This window comes from Pseudanabaena sp. PCC 7367 (assembly GCF_000317065.1).
GTDB classification, from domain to species: Bacteria; Cyanobacteriota; Cyanobacteriia; order Pseudanabaenales; family Pseudanabaenaceae; genus Thalassoporum; species Thalassoporum mexicanum.
In genome coordinates, this window is record NC_019701.1 from 4,016,365 (window position 1) to 4,040,846 (window position 24,482).

At 46.3% G+C, this 24,482-nt stretch carries 19 protein-coding genes and 1 tRNA gene; 15 read left to right on the plus strand and 5 right to left on the minus strand.

What is annotated here, in order from left to right; translation table 11 throughout:
• Window positions 1-93: 93 nt before the first annotated feature.
• A complete protein-coding gene (locus tag PSE7367_RS16130) occupies window positions 94-348 on the plus strand; it encodes a Rho termination factor N-terminal domain-containing protein (protein WP_015166416.1) in 255 nt (84 codons plus the stop codon).
• 78 nt (window positions 349-426) lie between these two features.
• The gene (locus tag PSE7367_RS16135; RefSeq protein WP_015166417.1) at window positions 427-888 is read left to right on the plus strand and encodes a hypothetical protein; all 462 of its coding nucleotides are present in this window, start codon (window positions 427-429) and stop codon (window positions 886-888) included.
• 123 nt (window positions 889-1,011) lie between these two features.
• Here the strand turns inward: PSE7367_RS16135 and PSE7367_RS16140 are convergent.
• From PSE7367_RS16140 to PSE7367_RS16155, 4 genes are all read right to left on the minus strand, one after another.
• Window positions 1,012-1,085 (minus strand) — tRNA-Pro (locus PSE7367_RS16140).
• A 63-nt stretch (window positions 1,086-1,148) separates the two neighbouring features.
• Window positions 1,149-1,724: a TIGR04376 family protein gene (locus PSE7367_RS16145; protein WP_015166418.1), complete on the minus strand. Its 576-nt coding sequence runs from the start codon at window positions 1,722-1,724 to the stop codon at window positions 1,149-1,151.
• Entirely contained in the window at window positions 1,724-2,929 is a 1,206-nt protein-coding gene (locus PSE7367_RS16150; RefSeq protein WP_015166419.1) for a hypothetical protein, read from the minus strand. The genes PSE7367_RS16145 and PSE7367_RS16150 overlap by 1 nt, the downstream gene beginning before the upstream one ends.
• Before the next feature lie 1,449 nt (window positions 2,930-4,378).
• The gene (locus PSE7367_RS16155) at window positions 4,379-5,350 is read right to left on the minus strand and encodes an energy-coupling factor transporter transmembrane component T family protein (RefSeq protein WP_015166420.1); all 972 of its coding nucleotides are present in this window, start codon (window positions 5,348-5,350) and stop codon (window positions 4,379-4,381) included.
• Window positions 5,351-5,427: 77 nt separating this feature from the next.
• Between PSE7367_RS16155 and PSE7367_RS16160 the strand changes: the two genes are divergently transcribed.
• The 11 genes from PSE7367_RS16160 to PSE7367_RS16210 all read left to right on the plus strand — a co-directional run bounded on the left by PSE7367_RS16160 (window position 5,428) and on the right by PSE7367_RS16210 (window position 17,658).
• The gene (locus tag PSE7367_RS16160; RefSeq protein ID WP_015166421.1) at window positions 5,428-6,747 is read left to right on the plus strand and encodes a TldD/PmbA family protein; all 1,320 of its coding nucleotides are present in this window, start codon (window positions 5,428-5,430) and stop codon (window positions 6,745-6,747) included.
• 42 nt (window positions 6,748-6,789) lie between these two features.
• A complete protein-coding gene (gene argS / locus PSE7367_RS16165; RefSeq protein WP_015166422.1) occupies window positions 6,790-8,556 on the plus strand; it encodes an arginine--tRNA ligase in 1,767 nt (588 codons plus the stop codon).
• Between the two features lie 347 nt (window positions 8,557-8,903).
• Complete coding sequence (locus tag PSE7367_RS16170; protein ID WP_015166423.1) at window positions 8,904-9,764, plus strand: WD40 repeat domain-containing protein; 861 nt, start codon at window positions 8,904-8,906, stop codon at window positions 9,762-9,764.
• A gap of 78 nt (window positions 9,765-9,842) precedes the next feature.
• On the plus strand, window positions 9,843-10,127 hold the full coding sequence (locus PSE7367_RS16175; RefSeq protein ID WP_015166424.1) for a hypothetical protein: 285 nt from the start codon (window positions 9,843-9,845) through the stop codon (window positions 10,125-10,127).
• 541 nt (window positions 10,128-10,668) lie between these two features.
• Window positions 10,669-11,727 carry an Npun_F2552 family protein gene (locus tag PSE7367_RS16180; RefSeq protein ID WP_015166425.1) on the plus strand — a complete coding sequence of 353 codons (1,059 nt, stop codon included), beginning with the start codon at window positions 10,669-10,671 and terminating at the stop codon, window positions 11,725-11,727.
• Window positions 11,711-12,178: a response regulator gene (locus PSE7367_RS16185; RefSeq protein WP_015166426.1), complete on the plus strand. Its 468-nt coding sequence runs from the start codon at window positions 11,711-11,713 to the stop codon at window positions 12,176-12,178. The genes PSE7367_RS16180 and PSE7367_RS16185 overlap by 17 nt, the downstream gene beginning before the upstream one ends.
• An 823-nt stretch (window positions 12,179-13,001) precedes the next feature.
• Complete coding sequence (hemH, locus tag PSE7367_RS16190) at window positions 13,002-14,015, plus strand: ferrochelatase (RefSeq protein ID WP_015166427.1); 1,014 nt, start codon at window positions 13,002-13,004, stop codon at window positions 14,013-14,015.
• Window positions 14,016-14,337: 322 nt separating this feature from the next.
• Window positions 14,338-15,147 carry an SIMPL domain-containing protein gene (locus PSE7367_RS16195; RefSeq protein WP_015166428.1) on the plus strand — a complete coding sequence of 270 codons (810 nt, stop codon included), beginning with the start codon at window positions 14,338-14,340 and terminating at the stop codon, window positions 15,145-15,147.
• Window positions 15,148-15,155: 8 nt separating this feature from the next.
• Window positions 15,156-15,557: a PAN/Apple domain-containing protein gene (locus PSE7367_RS16200; RefSeq protein ID WP_015166429.1), complete on the plus strand. Its 402-nt coding sequence runs from the start codon at window positions 15,156-15,158 to the stop codon at window positions 15,555-15,557.
• A gap of 95 nt (window positions 15,558-15,652) precedes the next feature.
• On the plus strand, window positions 15,653-16,252 hold the full coding sequence (locus tag PSE7367_RS16205) for a Panacea domain-containing protein (RefSeq protein WP_015166430.1): 600 nt from the start codon (window positions 15,653-15,655) through the stop codon (window positions 16,250-16,252).
• Between the two features lie 83 nt (window positions 16,253-16,335).
• Window positions 16,336-17,658, plus strand: a complete 1,323-nt coding sequence (locus PSE7367_RS16210) for a PrsW family glutamic-type intramembrane protease (protein ID WP_015166431.1) — start codon at window positions 16,336-16,338, stop codon at window positions 17,656-17,658.
• A 24-nt stretch (window positions 17,659-17,682) separates the two neighbouring features.
• Here the strand turns inward: PSE7367_RS16210 and PSE7367_RS16215 are convergent, their stop codons facing one another.
• Window positions 17,683-18,540 (minus strand): class II fructose-bisphosphate aldolase, encoded by an 858-nt coding sequence (locus PSE7367_RS16215; RefSeq protein ID WP_015166432.1) that lies wholly within the window; start codon window positions 18,538-18,540, stop codon window positions 17,683-17,685.
• A gap of 1,187 nt (window positions 18,541-19,727) precedes the next feature.
• Here PSE7367_RS16215 and PSE7367_RS16220 point away from each other — a divergent pair.
• Window positions 19,728-22,289 (plus strand): mannose-1-phosphate guanyltransferase, encoded by a 2,562-nt coding sequence (locus tag PSE7367_RS16220; protein WP_015166433.1) that lies wholly within the window; start codon window positions 19,728-19,730, stop codon window positions 22,287-22,289.
• 139 nt (window positions 22,290-22,428) lie between these two features.
• Window positions 22,429-24,438, plus strand: coding sequence for a PAS domain S-box protein (locus tag PSE7367_RS22530; protein ID WP_015166434.1), 2,010 nt, complete (start codon window positions 22,429-22,431; stop codon window positions 24,436-24,438).
• The last annotated feature ends 44 nt before the right edge of the window (window positions 24,439-24,482 follow it).

Consider the following 24,482-nt stretch of genomic DNA (forward strand, 5'->3'; position numbering starts at 1 on the left):
TTAGCCAGCTTAAGCCTCCTTGGCATTGGTCAAGGGGGGCATTTATTTTCTCTGTTCAACTTGTTTGTCTATTTAATTTATCGGAGGCTCAACATGGCTGAAATCAAGCATTATAGAGAGTTCCTGCTCAATCAAGAGCGTGAAGTATTCCTAGCTGGTATGCGTGGGCAGATCCCGCTGGAGCAGGCAATGCATCAACTTGCTGAGACCAAATCTGCTCTGGCATCACTACGCGATCGCCTGGTGATGCTCAATATCAGGCAACTCAAGCAGCTTGCTGTGGGTAGTGGCATCCGCTATTACTCAAGGCTGCGTAAGGCTGAGCTGATCGAGGCTTTGGCGGGCTAATTATGACTTTAAATTACATGTACATATATCAAGCTCCTGCACCCATTGTGGGAGCTTTGTTTGATTCAGGAGGAAACAATGTCCAAATCTGCTCAGATTGTTCAAGCTACCTGTAAATATCCAACAGGTCAGCCCAGGCAGGGTAAGTATGGTGAGTATATTTCTGCTCTATTTAATGCCCCAGAATTCGGCGATGTCAGAATATTTGGCAACCCTGATGATGATCTGCTTAAGTCAATCAAGAAGGGGCAGAAGGTCTGGTTGGTTGATAATAACCGAGGTGGCTATAAATTGGCTGCAGCTCCGGCTATGGATTCAAGCAATGGAAATGGCGATCGTTCAGCTCAACCACAATCCCCTGAACAGTCAGAGAATCGCAAGGGGCAGATCCTAGCCTATATTCAATCCCACACCCGGTTATTCAAAACCTGCTACCTCAGGGCTAGTGAGGAGATGGCTGAGTTTGTCATGGATGAAGATAACTTACGCTGTATTGCTACGACGATCTATATCCAGACTCAGCGTAAATTTGATTTGTAAAACCCGATCAATCAAGGATAAAATCCTAACTGGCAAGAAAACTGGCAAGATTGGTCAAAGTACAACTGATTGTTATTGCACATAGAAACAGCAAAAATGTTTCTGGCAAAGGGTTTCATAGAATCGGAGCGGCGGGATTCGAACCCACGACCCCCACTACCCCAAAGTGGTGCGCTACCAAGCTGCGCTACGCCCCGATCGCAAAACTGCGAGTCTCATTCTAGCACCAACCTGCATCAGTAGGGTACTATGACTAAAAATTAACGTCCCATTTTTCGCTTCAACCGTTCTAAATCTTCTTCGGTTTCCCATTCCCGGAATTTTTTATCCAGGTCATCAAAGGTATTACTAGATGGTGGTGGGTAGAGATTTTCCCAGTTAAAACCAGCCGCAGATGGCTCTGGCGGTTGGGATTGAGTGCTTGCTACCTCTTTGAGCTTAACTGCTACTTCTTGCTGGCGCAGATGAATTTGCTTTTGCAACTCCTGGGTTTGAGCACGCCTTTTTTTGACTAGCTCCATCTCTGCCCATACCTTATTACCTTCCTTAAGCAGGGCAGCTTCCCGTTGCTTTGCACCAGCCGCCAAATCCTGTTTGCCAGCGTCCCCTGCCTTTTGGCCACGGGCATGCCAAAGCTGGATCTCTTCGGCGATCGCCAGGATCTTATCTTGCAATTGTTTCTCTCGCGTTTGAAAGCCAGAGATTAGCTTGGTTATTTCAGTATCTTGCTGGCGCAGTTTCTCATCCAGCATCTGTAGTTCAAATTGAGGATTATTGCCAATGAACTCCTCTAGCCTTTTTTCTAGGAAATTAGAAATATCCTCAATTAAACCCATTAGAATTTCTGCCCTACCGCGATGGTTTTATATTGGTTGCCCTGTTTGAGGCGAATCTCTTGCTGGCTAATCCGACTGACCAGCCAACGGCTGCCGCTGATCGATTCACCAACTCGAACTCGCTCTACTGTGACTCCATTATCGATCATAGCAGTTGAGCGATCGCCAAGTTCCAATACACCCACTAATGTAAACTGGGCTTGGATTTGAGGTTGCTGCATGGCGGCCATAGTTTGCGGATCTGCGTTAGCAGCAGGAGGCAAAATACTAGTAGGCGTGCCAGGGGCGATCGCACCGGGCATTGCGGGATTAGCAACCGGTACACCGGGGGGTTGATAGACCGGAATATAAACAGGTTGAATACCAGCAACCGGAACTTGCCCATTAGTAGCAAGCGCTGGGTTCATCCGTACAGCCGCAGTTGGGATCGCTCCAGGGGCAGCAGTAGGTGTGGTTTGCGCTGGATTAGTGGCGAGCGTCTTTTGGGTATCAATCGCTGAGAATGACTCTTTAATCTCTTCTACAAATTCTGATTTTTCCGGGCTATCAAGGGCGGCCACGTTGCCATGATTCGCATTACTAAAGCTAGGGTTGTGCCCAAACACACCGCGATCGACTGCCCACAGTAAACCAGCCAGCATCACTGAAGCGCAGGCTGCCCCCATCAAAAAGCGATCGATAAAATACTGGTAAGCAGGTCTTTCTGGATTGATTACACCAGCTTCAGCACCAAAATCATAGGGTGATTGTTCCGGCTCAACGGTTCCGAGTGGGGAACCCATCCAAAAAATATCCTGTTGCGAGATCGGCGGCAAAGGCAAGGATGGCAAATCTATCTTAGAAATATGTACCGTGTTGCCACCGGGTAGGTCTAGTTTTCGCGGTTGATGGACTAAACCACCGGCTGGGACAATTGCCCCACCAGAAGCATTGGCTCCAGTTTGGGCAGGATTAGCTATTTGTGCCGCCGGATTGGCATGGCGCATGGTTACTGGTGTTAGTTGCCCTGTTGCCGATCGGGTTGAATGCCGAACCGATTTTCCGCCGCCCGATCGCACCTGCGCCCTTAGTTGTGAACCATTAACGCTGAGAATATGCTCAACATCCTCAAACAATTGATCCATTAAATCCTCAGCACAGCCTTCAAAGGCTTCAACATCCTGAGTTACATATAATTGCTCTGTATTACTTTTTTCTGGAAGCATGATGAACCCCTATCTAATCTCTTCACTAAACTAGCCTCGGTAATTTCATCTCAGCCCTACTCAACTAATAGCTACAGCCGTGATGAAATATCCTGTGCCGAGCTTGTTGTTCCAGAGCGCTTAGCAGGCAATAATCCAGACCAAATTGGCTTGCTTGCAAAAATGTGCCATTGCTAACCAAAGTTTTAGCTCTGGGGCAGTGCGATCATTTGCGACAAATCCAACCAACCAACAGCACCACTACTGCGGTTTTGCCTTGATGCCAAATCCTAAGTTTAATTTTTTTGCTCACTCCTCAAGCTCGCGGGTTACTAAGCTAAAAGGTCAATTAAGTTAGCTGAGCCGATCGCCAATCATGTCAACTCCACCGCAGGTAAAGTTTAAGCACAATCACCATAATCGATCGCTAATTTTTGCCTTAGCCGTAACTCACTCAAAAACCACACCACCCTGGGAACTCGTCAAAATTATTTAAACTAATTCAAATAAATTTGCTTGCCCCTGCATTTGGCTAAAAAAATAGCCTGTCTTGCTGCGAAAGGTTATCATATTTTTTTGATTTAGGCTAGTCAGTTTTACATAACCTTTGCTTATGTTTGCCTTGGGGAATAGCTGCAACAAGTATGAAGAGCCGTAATCATTGCGAGGTATGGGTTTGCACCGCAGCAATCGATCGGAATCTGGTGGCGGTTATACTGACCCTGGCAAATTTAAACCTGCGAGAACAATCCTCTGAATAACTTAAGTTAGCCAAATTTTCACAACCTCTAGATTGTCGCTGCCAGGAGTAGATTGAAAATTCGATTACTTGGTTTTCGATTGCTTGGTTTTCGATTGCTTGGTTTTCGATTGCTTGGTTAAAGATTAGCGATCGTTTCGGATCAAACGCAACTAATTACAAATTCTTACAAACAAACAAGTGAGTTAATTTTTGATTAAATTTCTTGCAAATCATAAATTGAAGCATACTTGCTCTGCTAACAATTTACTTTTACTTATCTACTCCATAAATTCAGGAATAGCGCCGCTAAATTAGCGCGATCGCGGTCAAATTAGGGCAGCTTCACATAACTTAACTTGCACTTTTGTGACGAAAAGGCCATTATCTGCGCCAAGCTGATTAGTGATTTTGACTAAAGTTGCCTAACTAGGCCACCAAAAACATTAATCTTACTTGGCGATCGGCTGGCAAAAAGGCAAATATGGGAACGCTTGACAGATGTTATACACTTTATCACTACGGTGTGCTAACCTCGCTCAGGCACAGGGGTTATGACAAGGTACAAAAAAACCCCCCATAGGAGTTCAGATCTGAGGGGTCATATTGTGGTTTAGATCTCGAATCTAATTCAGAGCTAACATTGCTTCTGTGCCTTTTTGAACAGCAGTTTTTTGAAAATTTGGTATAATGCGGCTCAATAAAAGGGCATTTAAGTTGCTAATTTGGGATTAAAACTCATTACCGATCCAGAACCTGAGCCCCCAAAAAACAGCTAGTAAACCAATCAGCCAATAGTCTCTAGCCTTGAGTTTGAGGAAGTTCCAGCGCACTCGATGGGTGTTTGGGGTAGTAAAACCGCGTACCTTCATGCTGCTGGCGGTCTGATCGGCTCGAATAAATAAATTATTGATCAATCGCTCCACTAAAATTAGCCATACGTCGATCGATCGGCGGATGCCCAGCTTTTTCCAATTGATCGCACGGGTATGGATCGCCCGATAGAGATTTTGCATTTCTTCTAGCACCAGCGGGAAAAATCGCAACGCTAGGGTCAGGGTTAAAGTAATTTCTACTACTGGAATACGCAATCGCTTCAGCGGCATGGCAATGCTGGTCAAGCCAGCGGTAATCTCTTCCGGCGCAGTTACCAGCAAGAAAATTACCGGTGAATAAATATAAGTGAAAATCAGAGTGCTAATTCTAACGCCAAGATCGAACGATCGCCTGGTTATATTAATTGAGCCAGCCTTAAACAGAATATATTTATAGTTAGTTGGTTGCGCCAATTCGATCGCAGTTGGTTCTGGAGATTCTGCTTGATTATCTGCATTGTCAGGGTTATCTGGATTAGCAATGCGATCTTTGTTAGCAAATTCAATTATTTGCGCAGTGGTGGGGCGACGGGGCTGGATCGCCACATTTAAGCCATCCGGCGAAAGGGTAGCGATCGTCAGGGTCATAAAGCTAAGCAACAGCAAAAAACCCATTTGTTGCCGCCAGGCTCGGGCTGGAATCCGCGCCAATATGGTAATAAAAAACAACATTGCGGCCGTGCCCACCCGCCAGTAGGAATTAGCTAGGATCGGCGTAAGCAAAAAACTGCCCAGCCAAAATAATTTAACTCGCGGATCGAGTCGATGTAGCCAGGTAACTGGTTGTTCAAGGTATAGTCCCAGAGGCAGGGATCTTAATAAGTCCACGCTGTTTGTCTCAGATTAAAGGTTCGAGTTAGATTAATCACAATGCTAATATCACTTGCAGTAGATTATATGAGGCAATGACCGCAACTAGTTATTCGTTGACACAATTGCCAGAAAAAACGATCGAGTTGGCGATCGCCCACGGTGCGACGGCAGCAGAAGTTTATGTGAGCAATTCCCAATCCCATCCGGTCTATTTTGAAGCCAATCGGCTCAAGCAATTAGAAAGCACAGACTCCCAGGGGTTGGCCTTGCGACTGTGGAAGGACGGCAAGCCAGGGTTGGCAACTGCATTTGGTGCATTTGAACCCCTAGCCCTTGTAGAGCAAGCGATCGCCATCAGTCAGCTCAATGATCCGCGCGAGGTGGAATTATGTTCACAAAATCCCCTTGCCAGTGATTCACCTAGTTATGGCAATGATGTACCAGTAGAGCAATTATTAGCATGGGGCAAGGATACGATCGCCCAGGTGCGAGCAGCCTATCCAGAGGCAATCTGCGCTGGTGAGTGGGATTGCAGTAGTGAATATACCCGCATTGTTAATTCATTGGGGCTGGATTGTAGCTATACCGATAGGACTCTGGATAGCTATGTTTCGGCGGAATTAATACGTGGTGATGATTTTTTGAATGTCTGGTATGCCCAATCGCAACGCGATCGCCTGGAGCCTGAAGCGATTATCCAGCCAGTGCTGCAAAGATTGCAATGGGCGCAAGAGAACGTTGCTGCGCCAAGTGGTAAAGTGCCGGTATTATTCACCAGTAAAGCTGCCGATACACTCCTGGGCACTATTTCCGCTGCTATGAATGGTAAACAGGTGGAGCAAAAATCTACCCCCTGGATCGATCGCCTGGGTGAACAGGTGATCGCAGCGGAGTTGACCCTGGCACAACAGCCGGATTTTGGGGTTTATAGTGCGCCCTTTGATGACGAAGGTACAGCCACAGAGTCTTTTACCTGGATCGATCGCGGTGTGTTAAAGGGTTTTTATGCCGATCGGCAAACTGCGAGGGAGATTGGCACCACCAGCAGAGGTAATGGGTTCCGATCGGGTTTGGGTAGCTATCCTAGTCCTGGTTTGTTGAATTTGGTGGCAAGTCCTGGCCAGGGCAGCTTGGCGGATTTGATCGCGCAAATTGATGACGGCATTATGATCGATCAGATTCTGGGCTATCCGCCAGGACTATCGGGCGATTTTTCGGTCAACATTGAACTGGGGTATCGGATCAAAAATGGCGTGGTGGTAGGTCGGCTCAAGGATACAATGGTGGCTGGCAATGCCTATAATGCCCTCAATCATCTGATTGCCCTGGGTGCAGACAATGCCTGGCAAGGCTCACTCTATATGCCTTCTCTGGTGGTGGATAGTTTGGCGGTAACCAGCAAAAGTGATTAATTATTTAGTTAAGAATATTAGTCTTTAATACTTGAATACTTGATGTCCAATTCTCTTCTGTCGGAATTCAAAACTAGATTCAAAGCTGCTCTGGTAAGGGCATTTGGCGAAGAATTTGCCGAGTATGATCCGGCGGTGATGGCGGCGAAGGATTTGCGCTTTGGTGATTATCAATGTAATGCGGCTTTGGGCTTGGCCAAGCAGCTAAAGCGAAAGCCCCGCGATATTGCCACTGAGATTGTGGCACATTTGCAGATCGATGATATTGGCGAACCGGCTTCGATCGATGGGCCGGGGTTTATTAACGTGCGCTTAAAAACCAGTTATCTGGAAACGCAGTTAACAACTATTCAACCTGACGATCGGCTGGGCATCACCAAGCTCGATCGGCCGGAGCGGATAATTGTGGATTTTTCCAGTCCCAACATTGCCAAGGAGATGCATGTGGGACATTTGCGATCGACGATCATTGGCGATTGCATTGCGCGAATTCTGGAATTTCAAGGCCATGATGTACTACGGCTCAACCATGTGGGCGATTGGGGTACTCAGTTTGGCATGTTGATCACCTATCTTAAAACTGCCTATCCAGATGCATTAAACCAGGCTGATGTATTGGCGCTGGGTGACCTGGTGGAATTTTATAAGGCGGCAAAAAAGAAGTTTGACGAAGACCCGGAATTTAAAGAAACCGCTCGCCAAGCAGTAGTAGGCTTGCAATCGGGAGATGAAGAAGCCCGTCTGGCTTGGAAGCTGCTGTGTGAGCAATCGCGGCGCGAATTCCAGAAAATCTATGACGCTCTGGATATTAAATTGCAAGAACGGGGCGAGTCTTTTTATAATTCCCTTTTGCCTGATGTGGTACAGGATTTAACGCAGGCTGGCCTGGTAGAAGAAAACGATGGTGCGCTATGTGTATTTCTGGAAGGGTTTACCAATAAAGCTGGCGATCCGCTACCTCTAATTGTGCAAAAGTCCAACGGTGGTTATAACTATGCCACTACCGACCTGGCTGCTTTGCGGTATCGGATTAACCAGGATCAGGTCGATCGGATTATTTATGTTACTGATGCTGGCCAGTCAGATCACTTTGCTCAGGTGTTCCAGGTGGCAAATCGAGCGGGCTGGTTACCGGAATCAGTCAAAATCACCCATGTGCCCTTTGGGTTGGTGTTGGGCGAAGATGGCAAAAAGCTGAAAACCCGATCGGGCGAGACGGTGAAGCTAAAGGAGCTTTTGCAAGAGGCGATCGCCAGAGCTAATGCTGATCTTGATGCCCGTGATCCTGATTATGATGCTGATTACCAGAAAGAAGTGGCAACCACGATCGGCCTGGATGCGGTGAAGTACGCCGATCTCGCGCAAAATCGCACCAGCAACTATGCCTTTAGTTATGACAAAATGCTGGCCTTGCAGGGCAATACAGCGCCCTATTTGCTCTATGCCTATGTGCGGGTTCGGGGCATTAGCCGCAAAGGGGATATTGATTTTGAGCAGTTTAATCATGCCAGTGAGCAGACTGAACCGCGATCGATTCAACTCACTGAAGCAACCGAAATTAACCTGGCCAAGCATTTAGTCCAACTGGCCGAGACGATCGAAGCGGTGGCCGATGAATTGATGCCCAACCGCTTATGTCAATATTTGTTTGAACTAAGTCAGAAATTTAATCAGTTTTATGACCAATGCCCCGTATTGCAGGGCTCCGAGCAGGAACGCTTCTCGCGGTTGAGTTTGTGTAATATCACCGCTAAAACCCTGAAGCTAGGGCTAAATTTGTTGGGACTAAAAGTTTTGGAACGGATGTAAGTTCTGTCGCTGAGTAAGTGGAGCGAATCCATTGGGGATCTATCCTGAGATTCTTAGCTTACAAAAGTTGTAGAGAATCTGGACGGTCTGTCTTGAGCCTTGCTAAATAAAGGCGATCGAAAAAATCTCAAATAGGCTCTATGGCAACCTAGGCTGACTTAAATAGTAGCTTTAGCAGATTTGATCAGCTTCTTTCGTATTTTTTTATAAAGGATCGAGCCGATCGCCCTGCGCACCCTTAGCATAATCGTGAATAGGATCTTAACGTGATTCGCTAATTAGCAAGTGAAAAATTTGGATATTTGGCGCATTGACTTTAACAACCTAAGTTTATAGAGTTGCTGCGTATGAAAAAGCAGCAGTCCAGACCTAGAGACTTTGATTCCATTCTTGGCGGTTCCCAGCGCCAGCTATTAAGTGCTGCGGTTTTAGGTGGTATGGCTGGTGTTTGGCATAAATTAGCTACCAACGATCGCCAGCAGCGAATTATTGGCCTCCAAGATGCATCTAAATATGGCTCCAATGGCTTGAAGCTGGTAATTGAAGCGCTGCAAGATGTTGAGCTAGAGCCCACTGCCTACAGGCTATTACGCGATCGCCCAGAACCCCTGGTTAAAGCTGCCCTGGCCAACTATCAGCCCTATCGATTGTTTGGCTGTATGCATGAGCTGCAAACCGATGGTGCCAAAATTTGTGGGCTAGAAATATGTGGCAATGACCGAGTTATTTGCATCTGCCACAACTATCAATACAGTCATAAGTTTGCGGATCATCAAATCAGGGGCAAACATATTGAAGTCTGGGATGCCGCCACCGGTAGCCTATTGGAGCGAGAGAGTAGTTTTCCTAAATATCTAGATTACAAAATGCGATCGCCCTTTCGCCATGTCAGCGCCGATCAAAAGATCACGGCGATCGCCAGTGGTGAGGCTCGTACTATTCTGGTGCTGGGTTCTAGTGACACCCATCAGCTCTGTGGTCATGATGCGGGCGTATATGCCGTGGCAGTGAGTGAGGATGGCCAGACCCTGGTTAGTGGCTGTGATGATGGCACGATTAAAATCTGGGATTTGACCACCATGACCGAGATTGCCAGCCTGCATGGTCATGATGCTAAGGTGCGGGCTGTGGCAGTTAGTAGCGATCGCCAGCTTATTGCTAGTGGTAGTAATGATGGAGTGATCAAAGTTTGGGGCATTTGTGCTTGATGGATCTTCTAAAAACACACTAAACTCCATACATATTGAGTCAGTAGAGCTTGATACCTTCAACATATTTTTAAGCACATGTTGATTTGGCTTATAATTGCAGCGATCGTAATATTTGTATTTGTCTCCAAACGCGGTGGCTTTAGGCGTGTGTTTTCGAATAGCAGCCTGGGCAACATTCCTGGTCTGGGTAACCTGAGTAAGAATGCCAAGAATAATAGCCTCAAACGAGAACTAATGACCCTGGTGCATGGGCAGAGTGATGTGGCAAATCGCCTGCTACGCCATGCCCGCGATCGCCATCCTGGTAAAACAGAGCAATGGTATCTAGAAAAGGTGATTTATGACCTGCGTCGTCGTTAATCTGCTGTATGCATGCATCAATCAAAAATATTGTCATAACGCTTGCTAGTAGATAGGGGCATAATACATAGCTGGGTAGATCTCGCCCAAAATCACAAAGTCATAGAAGAATTTGCATTGACTCATACAATGCGCCGTTTACCCGGATGATTGAGCGATCGCCAGGTATGTTATTAGCTAAGTCGATCGCTGGTGTAATCTTGCTAGGACTAAGGGCTAGGGGCTAAGTCTGATTAGCGCTAACTGGTTGTATAGTTTTACGATCGGCCTAACTAGACTTTTATATTTAGTATATTTAGGATCTTAAAGCTCTAGATTTAGACTATTTATGTCCTGGGTTGGTATGAATTGGGTTGAATTTCTAGTAGAAGGAACATAAGCTTAAATTCTGGATAAATTAACTGGTTAGCGATCCAAATTGTGATCGTTGCTGCACTAATCAAGGAAATTCTTTAATCCTGCCCTTATTTTCTTATTTGCCGCCTGCGATCGACAATCTGTGCCCAACTTGCAACCAGAGTTAGAAGAGGTGATGTAATCAATGTCCGCCAACACCGATCGACCAATTGCCCCATCAGTCACATCTGCCAAGCATTCCCCCCCAAGCCCCCCCAAGCCAAGCCAAGTAAGCCTCCAGGCTGCCCACAGTTATGAACGTGATGCCTTGACCGCTGCGTTGGTAAAGCTATTAGCCCCATTGGGTGGGATCGAAGCAATTGTCAAACCTGGCGATCGAGTGTTACTCAAACCCAACTTGCTCACCGGCGCTCGCCCCACCAAAGAATGCACCACCAGGCCAGAATTGGTCTATTGTGTGGCTAAGTTAGTACAAAAAGCTGGCGGTAAACCTTTTTTGGGCGATAGTCCGGCGTTTGGCAGTGCCGCTGGGGTGGCCAAGGCCAATGGATTGGATCAACTGGCTGCCGAATTAAACTTGCCGATCGTTGAATTTCATGGTCAGCGCTTTGCGATCGGGGCGGAGCAAGCCCAACAGCGTGAACACGATTTGCAGCATTTACGCCTGAGTAAAGAAGCTTTGGGAGCAGATGTGATCATTAATCTGCCCAAGGTGAAATCCCATGCCCAAATGACCTTAACTGTGGGTGTAAAAAACCTGTTTGGTTGTGTGCCAGGTAAAATGAAAGCCTGGTGGCACATGGAATTGGGCAAAGACATTAACAAATTTGCGCGGATGTTGATTGAAACTGCGATCGCCATTTCGCCCCAACTCACGATCGTAGATGGCATTATTGGGCATGAGGGGAATGGCCCTAGCGGTGGTGAACCTAGAAATTTGGGTGTATTGGCCGCTTCTACAGATGTTTTCGCAGTCGATCGCGTAGTCACCGAAATTCTGAGCATCGACTCGCAGCAAGTACCGATTATGGCTGAATCAATTCGTTTGGGTTTATGCGCCGATTTGAGCGATATTGAAATAGTGGGCAGCGAGCTTGAGCAATTACGCCTGAGCGATTGGCAGCTCCCAGAGAAACTAATCCCGGTTGACTTTGGGATGCCCAGAATTGTCAAATCCACTTTCAAGCATTTTTATATCAAATTCATCAAAGAACCAATCAGTGCCTATGCTCGAACCTCCTAGTACCAGTTCTGAATCATTTGAATTATCTGAATCTAGCAATGCTGAGCACCCACCCTCGACATCAATGGCTAACCAATCACTCCTAATTCTAGTGGTGGAAGACTCCCATGATAATCAAGCCCTGATGCGATTAATTTTAGAAGAGATGGGTCATGCCTTTGTAATTGTCGAAGATGGAGCCGAGGCGGTGGCATGGCTGGCAAAACATATACCTAGCTTGATTTTGCTGGATTTATCATTACCCAAGATCGATGGTTGGCAGATTGCCCGCAACCTGAAGGCCGATCCCGCTACAGCGCAAATCCCAATTTTGGCCACTACTGCCCACGCGATGCAGGGCGATCGAGAACGGGCGATCGAAGCTGGCTGTGATGATTACTTACCGAAGCCCTTAGATCTAGAAAAGTTAGAGGAGCGGATCAGGTATTGGTTGAAGCAAATCAATCCATAGAACTAGGCAGTAGGCGATCGATTCATGCGCTGATCATCAAAACCAACAAATCGATTGCTGTTAGTTAAATATGCTGGCAGCGATTTAGTTTGTTAATTGAAAGGACTGGTTAACCACAAAGACTATGAACAATATGCGGGAGGCTAAACCAATCAAGCTAACAACTTAAGATCTAAGTTCTGCGCCTGGATTGCGATCGCTTGTTTGCGCAACGGTTAGGAATAGAGCGATCGAGTTATCAATTAAGAAGGATTCGCAATAAGGTGATAATAGGTGTTAAGTTGTGGAATGGAGACATAGTAATTTAAATGTTTCTAAAGCAACAATTTGTTAAGTCATTATTTAGTTATATTAAGTTATTAACTGATAGAATCTAAGGAAACAATTAAGCAATTAAATTAATAGACTTAAGGGGTAGGCTAAGGAGTTTATATTTAATCCCGGTTTTCAGAACTCAAAAAGTTATTTATTAAACCTAATTCTAGATTCGAAACACATTTTTACTAAGTAAATATTACTAGTGATTGCGAGATCATTGATCAAGCTTAGAACAACTTAATTGAGTTTAATTAGGCAGAATTAAACTGGCTAAGTCTTTAAAATCAAGAGTATTAAAAGCAAACAGTAAAACTGAATCATGTTTCACGGTCAGGCTTGGTTAGAGTCATCAAAGATTGATTTAACTAAACCAGCCAGAGCATTGTAATTAGATTCTAATTATTTTAATTAACACCTTAAATTCAACAATTCAGCTCCAAAATATTTTCACACCAAACTTGAAATAAAAAGTTAAACCACAAAAACTTAGGAATTCTTGGTCATTATGAAAGATCGCGTTGGCGTTTTATTGTTAAATTTGGGAGGCCCAGAACGGCAGGAAGATGTTTACATGTTCTTGTACAACCTCTTTTCTGATCCCGATTTGATTCGCCTGCCCTTCCCATTCTTGCAAAAGCCAGTAGCATCATTGATTGCGGCCACGCGATCGCCAATTACAAAAGAAAACTACAAGCTAATTGGTGGTGGTTCACCCCTGCGCCAGATTACGGAAGAACAGGGTGATGCGATCGTTGCTGCTCTGGAGCGTCGCGGCATTGATGCCAAAGCCTATATTGGTATGCGCTATTGGTATCCCTACACTGAAGATGCCCTGGCACAAATCAAGGCAGATGGTATTACCAGGTTGATCGTATTACCGCTCTATCCTCAATTTTCGATCAGCACCAGCGGTTCCAGCCTTAAGCAAGTTGATCAGCTCTGGCAGAATGACCCGGAACTACAAAAAATTGATCGCCTCACGATCGAATCCTGGTATAAGCGTCCTGGCTATATTAGAGCAATGGCCGAATCGATCGCCACCAGGTTGCAAAGTCATGCCGCCCCTGAAGAGGTCTATCTTTTCTTTAGTGCCCACGGTGTACCAGTTAAGTACGTCACTGAGTATGGCGATCCCTATCAAGTCGAGATGGAAAACTGTGTTGATTTGATCATGCAGGATTTACGCTGCGAATTTAATTGCTATAACTCCCATTTGCTCGCCTATCAAAGTCGGGTTGGCCCAGTTGAATGGTTGCGCCCCTATACCGAAGATGCGATCGCCCAATTGGGCAAGCGTGGCATTAATGACATGATGGTGGTGCCAATTAGTTTTGTTTCAGAACACATTGAGACCTTGCAAGAAATTGATATGGAATATCGGGAAGCGGCCGAAGAAGCCGGAATCGAGAATTTCGATCGCGTCCCTGCGCTCAATTGCCATTCCACTTTTATTGATGATTTAGCAGATTTGGTATTAGAAGAACTGGGCGAAGAAAAGGCCGTAGCTGTGCCTGTCTAGTTTGGGGAAAGATTTTGAATTGCAAATTTTTGCTGCAATCGTGATCGAGCGATCGCAATTGCCGATAGCCTGGTATATGGTGCTTTTGCCTGCCAGGTTTTTTAGTGGGGTGATATCAGGATATGAAATCTAAATTGGAACTAACTAAGGCTTAATCAGTCCAAGCTTAAGTATGGTAATTGAACCAAAAATCAAAACCAACCAGCATGGGAAGCTTTGAACTGGTTTGTTTTAAGGATCAAATCTATATTAAATCATTACTAAATTATTACTAAATCACTCAAAAATAAAATATTGGGAACCAGAGGACGCAGTTTTTAAGATGCAAAAGATACAATTTTTTCCACAACAACCAAATCAAACCGGTGGTCTAACTACCAAAACTAGACGCTTTAGCCTGGGTCAGATTGTGATCGCCACGATCGCCCCTTTGGCTGCATTTAGCGCCGTTGGTTTTACGGGTAATTTGATCCGGCCTGTTTCGGCTCAAGTCCAACAGGAACAAAATATGCGGACGCTAACTGTAACCGGAATCGGCGATCGCCCAGTGCAGACCACCAAAGCCCAGATCAGCTTAGGCATCGAGATCACTGCCCCCACCGCCGGACAGGTACAAACCGAGATTGCACGGCGATCGAATGCCCTGGTTGATAAACTGCGGGAATTGAATGTAGAAAAGCTGCAAACCCAGAATATTAATCTCAATGCTAATTATGTATTTGAGAATAATCGCCGCCGCCAAGAAGGTTTTACGGGCAGCAGTACGGTGAGTTTTATGGTGCCAGTCGATCGGGCGGGGGAAGCCCTGGATGAGTCTGTAAGCGCGGGAGCAAATCGGATCGAGAGGATTACGTTTGCGGCTACGCCCACGGCGATCGCTGCGGCCAGAGATTTAGCCTTGCAAGATGCCGTAGAAGATGCACAATCCCAGGCGGATGTGGTGTTGGATCGATTAGGTTTTACGGCCAAAACAATTCGCACCGTGGCGATCGGTAATCCCAATGTACCCCGACCAATTCCGTTGAATAATGCCAGGTTGGCGGTTTCGGAAAGCTTGCAGGCCGATCCTACGCCCGTGATTGGCGGTGAGCAGCGAGTAAGAGCAACGGTTACGCTGGAGATTGTTTACTAAAAGCCAATATGCGATCAAGTACAACGCAGGAAGATCCCAATGCCAATATCGTGCCGCTGGATTTAGGTATCCTGGCGATCGCCCTGGGCGTTGCGATCTTTGTATTTGGTGCTGGGATTGGATTGCTGCTGCTCGATCATGATCCTGGTTCAGTCGATCGGTTTGTGCTGGAACCAGGGATCGATTATTTTGGCTCTGATTATTACCTGCTAGAAGTTGATAGCGTCAATCAATGTGTGGCGGAATGCTCAAAGCGGCGACGCTGTAAGGTATTTACCTATGTGAGTACGGGGATGCAACCGCCTGATCATAACAATGATAAGCCGTTGTGCTGGCTGAAAGATCGAGTGCCGGAACCGTTTGAAGAGGCGGGGATGGTTTCGGGGGTGAAGCGATCTCAGCGAAGTTGATCCCAATGAACTAGCTAATTTTTTTGATCCAGCTTAATATAATTATTATATGTTTTAACGGGTAAATGTTTTAGATTTTTGCGTCTTAAACTAATATGGATTCTAATAATGTCAATTGTTTGGACATAGCACGTTATTTCATTGTTAGAGCCTATGAGGATGGGCTTGAGATAGAAATGACAAATATGAAAGTGCTGAAACTTTTGTATTATGCTCAATGTCTTCATTTGGCGCTCTATGAGGAGCCTTTATTCCCTGAAGAGATCCAAGCTTGGCGATACGGCCCAGTCTGCCCACCTGCCTACAGGTTTTACAGTGAATTTGAAGCAAAGCAGTTACCTGTCCCTGTCAAGGACTTCCTCTCTAGGTTATCTTCAGAGCAACAAGATCTACTAGATGAAGTTTGGGCATATTTTGGCAAACATCATGCTTATCAACTCAGCGGCATGACGCACTTAGAGTTTCCCTGGAAAAATGCCCGCCAAGGATTGCCATCTGAGGCAAGTTCCACAGAGATGATTCTATTGGAAGATATGAAAAAGCTGGGGCAAAAGAAGCTTCAAGAAATTGAAACTGAACATCCTGCTTATATGCCTGTAATTACCAATATTTTAGAATCTGCCTTTAGCGATCGCGCCAAGGTGGAAGTAAAGCAAGGAGAGGTGCGTGGCTGGCTCGAATCACTTCTCGATTAATGCTACTGGTAAGTTTGAACGAAAGAAATAATCGGGCATAATAAACACATAACCACAGCCAAGCCATAACGCAACAAGCCAAATTGCCCAAAGCCCTGTTAAGACAGTTGAACCTGAACGTGGCGCAGTCCACCTTCACCCTCCCCACCGCCCAAAGCCTGGTAATGGGGCGTGATCCACGCTGCCAGATTGTGATCGATCCCAACCTGTTTGGTGGCGTATCCCGTCGTCATGCCGAAATCAGAACCCAGGCCACCACCGAGGTAGACGGCAATCCCACCTGGCAAATTTGCGATCTGGGTAGCGCTAACGGTACCTTTGTGAATGGGGTGAGGATTCAGAATTGTAGAGACCTGCAACCGGGCGATCGCCTGATTCTTGGCATCAACGGCCCCGAATTTGTGTTTGAGCATGAAGCCGCGATCGGCACTGTCGCCGCCGTCAACGATGTCCCTGCCAATCCCGCCACCTCCACTACGCTACTGACCTTTTCGCAACTAATCCCGATCGTTTCCACGGGCAAAGATCTGGTCGGCAAAGCCTATTTATTACCAGCGATCGCTACGGTCATTTTTGTGGTGATGATGTTTGCCAGCCTTGGTCAACCGCGCATGTTTAATGGTGTGCTGTCCAGCTACCTGGCGATCGGCGCTTATTATTTTATCTATAAGCTCTGTGGCAAAACCAAACCCTGGTGGATGATCCTGGGGTCAGCATTGATTACCGCTGGGATTCTGGTGAGTCCGCTTTTGGGGGTGTTTTTGTGGTTCTTCCGCGAAGTGCTGCCAGGGGAATTGCCCGATCCCAACCGCAGCGTTAGCCTGGTCACCGTGTTCATTGCCATGTTCTTTGGCGCTGGCCTGATGGAAGAACTACTCAAGGCGATCCCAATTTTTGTGGCCATGTTCGCCGGATTGCAATTTAAGATGCCCTGGCGGGAGCGGATCGGCGTGTGGGAGCCATTGGATGGTATTTTACTGGGCAGTGCTTCGGCGATGGGATTTACGTTGCTGGAAACATTGGGGCAATATGTACCCAGTATTGTGCAGGGGGCAGCGGTGCAGTCTGGGAACCTGGCGCTAGGCGAATTAACTGGATTGCAGCTTTTGATCCCGCGTGTATTGGGATCGCTGGCGGGGCACATGGCCTATAGCGGTTATTTTGGCTATTTCATTGGCCTGAGCGTACTCAAACCCTCTAAGCGCTGGCAAATCCTGGCGGTGGGTTTTTTGAGTTCATCGTTGCTCCATGCCCTTTGGAATACCGGTGCAGCGGTGAGCTTCTGGTTATTAGTATTAGTGGGTGGGGTTTCCTATGCTTTCTTGGCAGCAGCGATCCTGAAGGCGCATGGATTCTCGGCTAAGGCCAGACTGAGGGCGATCGCCAGCCAGCATAAATCTAACTAAAGCAATCTAAATATTCTGAATATTCTAAATATATAAACCAGCCTTCCCCGCCGAGCCAAACAATCGCAGCTTGGTACAAATCACCGCTTGCATAGCCACCACAGCCGTAGACATGGTCTCAAGTAGATCAACGCTCCTTTCACCAGTAAAGATGGTTTTAACACTTTCCATATAGGTTGCCCGTACCTCGGTATTAACATTGAATTTGCAAATACCCAGATCGATCGATCGATGAATCATGTCTGCTGGCAATCCCGATGCACCATGCAGCACCAGGGGAATGTCGATTAGTTTACGCACCTTGGCGAGGCGATCGAAATCCAGCTTGGGTTTGCTGTAGTATTTACCATGCACATTGCCGATCGTGACCGCCAGAGCATCCACCTTGGTCGCGGCGACAAATTCAACTGCCTGCTGGGGATCGGTCATTTTTGCTTCTTTTTCGGTTACGGTCAGGCTATCTTCGCTACCACTAATTCTGCCAATTTCTGCTTCCACTGCTGCACCTTTGGCATGGGCCAACTCGGTCATTTTGCGAGTGAATTCCAAATTCTCCTGGAATGGCATGGACGAACCATCCGCCATAATCGATGACATGCCAGCTTCGAGGGCAAAGGCGATCGCTGATTCTGACTCACTGTGATCGAGTTGCACTGACATGGGCACCTGAGCTGACTTTGCCGCCTCCGTACACATGGCTACCAATCCTGAACCGCCATACCGCAAAGATGCCGGATGCATTTGCAACATCGCTGGGCTTTCGCTCATCTCAGCCGCCTGCACCACTGCTTTTACACCTTCGAGATTGTAAATATTGAAAGCACCCACAGCAAAGGATTTAGCGGTAGCGATTTCTAGCAGGGTTTTGGTTGAGATCAGCATATGAGTTTTTCTGGTTTGGCAGCGGTTAGCTTAATTAGAATCCAAATTTAGCAGCGATCGCAAGTATTTATAGCGGTTACCTAGTAAGGCAAGTAATCCAAGTGCAAACGAATACCACAGTAGAGTTTAGAATAAAAACGATCGCAAATGGCCTTAACAAAGATAAAGATAAAGAATAGAGACTATAAGCCTAAGTTCGACATAGCTTGATATCCCTTCACTTAATCTTGATACGGGTCTTGATACGGGATAGCCTGAGATTGCTTGCCTAGAAGCGATCTTCTTGCCTCGAGCTGATATTAACCCGATTAGATTCGGCTGCCTGGTTCTTATGGGTAATCTTGTGGACTTTTGCTCTAGGGCTCCATTGGACATTACCAGACATTAAGGGTAGACATGGGATAATAGGGCATGATGAATGGTTGATATAAAAATGGGATATTAAGCTGATCAGCTTACACTTGAGATTTTAGATTAAGGCTACCCCATTATTTTCAATTTATTCCTTGCTTTACAACCCTGATTGTATTTGCCCTAACAACTGTAAATATCTCTATGGGTATATATTTGAGCATATAGTCTATCTTAACCACCTTAACCACCAAGTCAGATCGCCAGAAGTATAATCCGGTAACATCTAACAACGGTATGGTTCGGTATGGTTAAATAGGCAGCTTTGGGAAATGATGCTGGAGTGAGTCCCACTATTTATACCTGTAGATCCTTAACTATGCAGAAATGTCGAAACAGGTTGGATAATCAAAAGTTATTGCAAAGCACCCTAATCGTCTTTCTCAGACTAGTATTGCGCTAAGTTCATTATTATGATGAATAGCCATATTTTGAAATACTTGTATGCCAAGAGCGTTTTGTAAAAGTTACTTACTAATCCTAATTTGCTAATCCTGATGTGAAAGAGTAATAGCTATATTGAACCAGCGAATCCCAATAGACCATTAGAGTATTTAGAGTAAATAGGTATGCGGCCTGATTAAGCTTAACGATATCGCAAATTGCGGAACAAATCGCTGAACAAATTGCTAAGTGAGACTACATGAATCAGAGCGATCGCCGCCACCCTAATTATTTAGCTTAAGTAGTTTTAAGTAGCGCCATTCCGTTAGTCCCATGAGAATCGAACCTAATCACCACCGATCACATCAGATGGAGCACATCTGGAGGTAACAATGAGAGCAGTTTTAATGGCAGGTGGTTCGGGTACTAGGTTACGCCCTCTTACCTGCGATCTGCCTAAACCGATGGTCTCGATTTTAAATCGACCGATCACTGAGCATATCCTGAATCTACTCACCCGCCACCACATCCACGAGGTGATCGCTACACTCCATTATCTGCCGGACTCGATTAGAGACTATTTTGGTGATGGCTCTGATTTTAATGTGACGATGCGCTATGTGGTGGAAGAGGATGCGCCATTGGGAACAGCGGGCTGTGTCAAAAATGTGGAGCATTTACTGGATAGCACCTTTATTGTGATCAGTGGCGATAGCATTACGGACATCGACCTGAGCAAGGCGATCGCCTTTCATCAGCGCAAAGGATCGAAGGCAACTTTGGTCTTGAAGCGAGTCAATGATCCGATGGCTTTTGGGGTCGTAATCACCGACGACCAATATCGAATCAGGCGTTTTTTAGAGAAACCTTCCAGCAGCGAAGTATTTTCCGATACGGTCAATACGGGTATTTATATTCTGGAACCAGAGGTATTGCAATATCTCTCTGCTGATGAACCCAGTGATTTTTCCCAGGATCTCTTTCCCCTTTTACTGGAAAATAAAGTGCCCATGTATGGCTATATTGCCGATGGCTACTGGTGTGATGTCGGTTCCCTTGATGCCTATCGTCAGGCTCAATACGATGCGATCCGCAATCGGGTTAGTTTGGAGTTGGAATATTTGCAACTGCGCACCGGAATCTGGGTCGGCCAGAACACCATGATCGATCCCACCGCTTTTATTGAAGCGCCGGTTTTGATTGGTGATAATTGCTCGATCGGGCCAAGGGTGCATATTTCCGCCGGCACGATCATTGGCGATCATGTCACGATCCGCGCCGATGCCGATCTGCAACACCCAATTATTTGTAATAGCGTTGTGGTAGGAGAAGAGAGCCATCTATGGGCCTGCACGGTGGCTCGCAATTCCCGTATCAGTCGCCGCAGCCATCTGATGGAAGGGGCAGTGGTGGGCGCTAATGCGGTGGTGGGTGAAGAAGCACGGATTTGCGCCAATGTGCGGATCTGGCCAGAGAAAAAAGTTGAAGATGGCGCTACCCTCAATCACAATTTGATTTGGGGCTCGATGGCGGTGCGGAATTTATTTGGCCATCGGGGTGTTTCTGGTTTAGCCAACATTGACATTACACCTGAATTTGCAGTTAAGCTGGGCGCAGCCTATGGCGCTACCCTCAAGCCTGGTGCGCAGGTAATGGTGTCGCGGGATCAACGTACCGTATGTCGGATGGTGACCCGATCGCTCATTTCCGGATTAATGTCGGTGGGAATTACCATTCGCAACCTGGAAGCAACCGCAATTCCGATCGCTCGCTACATTGCCCCTAGCTTGACTGTGGAAGGGGGCATTCATGTGCGGTTACATCCCGACAAAAGCGATCATATTTTGATCGAGTTTTTGGATAACAATGGCATTAACATCGATAAGAAAAAAGAGAAAAAGATCGAAGGCACTTATTTTAAAGAAGACTTTCGCCGTGCCCGAATCGAAGAGATCGGCCAGATTAACTATCCTTCCAGAATTTTTGAATATTACAGTAGTGGCTTTGCCAGGAACCTGAACACAGAAGCGCTGCGGGGTAGTGGTCACAAAAAAATTGTGATCGATTATGCCTATGCTGTTTCCGGTGCAGTGCTGCCGCGTATTCTGGGTAAATATGGCTCTGATGTGGTGGTAATGAATGCCAGTTTGCATGATCGCGCTCCCACCAGGGGCGATCGAGAAAAGATGCTCGATCAGCTCAGTGATGTAGTAACTGCCTTAAAAGCAAACTTTGGTGTGCAAGTGTTTGCGAATGGCGAAAAGCTGGTGATTATCGATGAACGAGGTAAGGCAATTAGGGGCGAAATCCTGACCGGAATCATGGCAGAAATGGCTTTTACGGCCAATCCCCGTGGCACCATCGTTATTCCCATGTCAGTCTCTGGCATTGTTGAACAACTGGCCAAAAAGCACCAGGGCAGAGTATTGCGTACTAAAGATAATCCCACTGCGGTGATGATGGCCTGTGCCAGTAATAGTGAGGTGATTTTAGGTGGTTCCTCGGAAATGGGTTTCATCTTCCCGCAGCTCCACACTGGATTTGATGCCATGTTCTCGATCGCCAAAATCATTGAATGGCTGACAATTCAAGAACGTTCGACTTCGCACTTGCGTCAGAGCCTGCCCCAGGTAAACTATTGTGCCCAGAAAATCCGCTGCTCTTGGGGGATTAAGGGTTCTTTGATGCGACATCTGGTTGAATCCCATCAACACCATCGCCTAGAATTGATCGATGGGATCAAAATTTGCTATGACGATGATGATTGGGTCTTGGTGCTGCCGGATGCTGGTGAGCCAATGGTACATGTCTATGCCAGTAGTGCAAATAAAGGCGAAGTGGGCTTACCCTGGGTCGAGCTGCAGGTCAAAGAGATGTGTGATTACATCGAAACTTTTTGTCGCCTCCAAAGCTCACTCAACAAAGAAGCGGCAGGATCAGGGCTAGGGCTATAGCCAAGCTCCAAAAAATCATGCAGATATTGCAAGTTCCAATTAGGTATTGAAATTAGGTCTTGAAATAGAGCAATATAGCTTCTTAGCGGAAAGGCGGATAATATTATTGTTTAGCAGGATTCGAGCAAAAATTTAAGCAATGCAGGCACCATTTCCCGATCGCCAGGATATGATTAGTTGGCAGACTAAGGCTCTAGAGATTCTCTCTTGCTTAAACTATCGTGGTGGCAAATTAAGCGAATACCTCGATACGATCGCTAAAAATATGAGTGTTCTGGTTGGCTTGGATTGGTCAGTTGTGACCCTGTGCGACGAACAAAAAGGCTCCGATCGAATCCTGGCTAGTTCCATTGACATTGGTGCGGCAGCAGAAAAAGTCTATGAGTTGCACGGTACTCTCACCAATACTGTAGTTAATACTGGTGAACCTTTAGTGGTTGAAGATACGAATAGTTGTACTCAATATGGTCAAGCGCCAGAGGGATATCAAGCTTATTTGGGAGTGCCAATGCGAACCGCTGATGGTAATTTAATTGGTACTATTTGTTCGTTTCATCGATCGCCCCGACAATTTAGTGCGGATGAAGTGCAACTGGCTACCATTTTTGCGGAACGGGCTGCCAATGCGATCGACAACTATCAGCTCTATCAAATGCAGCAAGAGTTAAATCAAAAACTGGCCACTGAGATTGAGGAACGGAAAGAAGCCGAAATTGCCCTTAAGGCGAGTGAGAAGAGATTTCGGAATATTTTTGAATTTTCCAACGATGCGATTTTTATTCTCGATCCAGGCAACGATAAAATTATTCTTGCCAATCCTAAAGCCTCTCAACTACTCGGATATAGCACCGGGGAACTCAAAACTTTGAGCATTTCCCAAGTTCATCCCGAAGAAATGGCCAAGCTGAAGGAATTTGGGGATTTAGTCTATGCCCAGGGCTATGGCTGGACTGATGAATTATTCTGCCTGGGCAGCAATGGTGAAAAAATTGATTGTGAAATATCTGCTTCACCGATCGAAATTGGCGATCGCACCTGTATTTTGGCTCTGGTCAGGGATATTCGTGCCCGTAAACATGCCGAGAAAGCACTGCGTGATAGTGAAATGCGGTTTCGGACTCTGGTGGAAAATGCCGCCGATTCTTTCTTGCTGATCAACTCAGCGGGGCAGCTTTTGGATGTAAACCAGAGCGCCTGTGATACCTATGGTTACAGCCGAGAAGAGATGTGTCAGCTCTCGATCGCAGATATTGAAACAAAGTATAGCCTGGCGCAGATTGAAGAAATTCGCCGTCAGTTTTCCTGTGATCAACCCCATGCCCTTGAAGGGATTCATCGCCGCCGCGATGGTTCGGTTTTCCCCGCCGAAGCCCGGATCAGCCTGTTTGAATCCGTTGGCGAAACCCTTGAGCTAGCCTTGGTACGAGATATTAGCGATCGCCTTACGGCTGAACGTGCCCTCCGGCATCTAGCTGAAATTGGCGAACTGGCAACCATGATTGTACATGAAGTTCGCAATCCCCTCACTACGGTTTTGATGGGTTTGAATTTCTTTAAAAGGTTAGAGCTGGAGCAAGCTGCCCTTAAACGACTGAATCTTGCATCTAGTGAAGGCGATCGCCTAAAGCGATTACTCAACGAGATTTTGCTCTATGCGAAGGAACCTTCCCTGGAAAAGGAATATATTGAAATTGGTGCTTATGTAGAAAAGATTCTCGAAACTTTGCAGGACAATCCCACGGTAATGTCCCATCAGATCCAATTCACAACCGTAACCACACCATTATTCGTAAAAGCGGATGCCGACAAGATCAAGCAAGTAATTATTAACTTAGTTACCAATGCCTGTGAAGCTAGCCCGATCGGTAGCAAGATTAGCGTTACAATTGAACCCGATCGTGCTGCAGTTCCGCCCTGCTGTGTTTATATAAATGTTCAGAATGGTGGCGAGCCGATTCCACCCGCAGTTTTACCCAAGCTAACTAAACCTTTCTTTACCACCAAGTCAGCGGGGAATGGCCTGGGATTAGCGATCGTATCGCGGATTATTGAGGCGCATAACGGCGAACTGGTAATCACTTCGACTGAGGCAAAAGGAACTGTGGTACGGGTGCAATTACCGATCTCAACCAATGCAAACCAGAATTAGGCCCCATGAGTTTGTATGTTTAATGTTTTTCGATCGTGCTGATT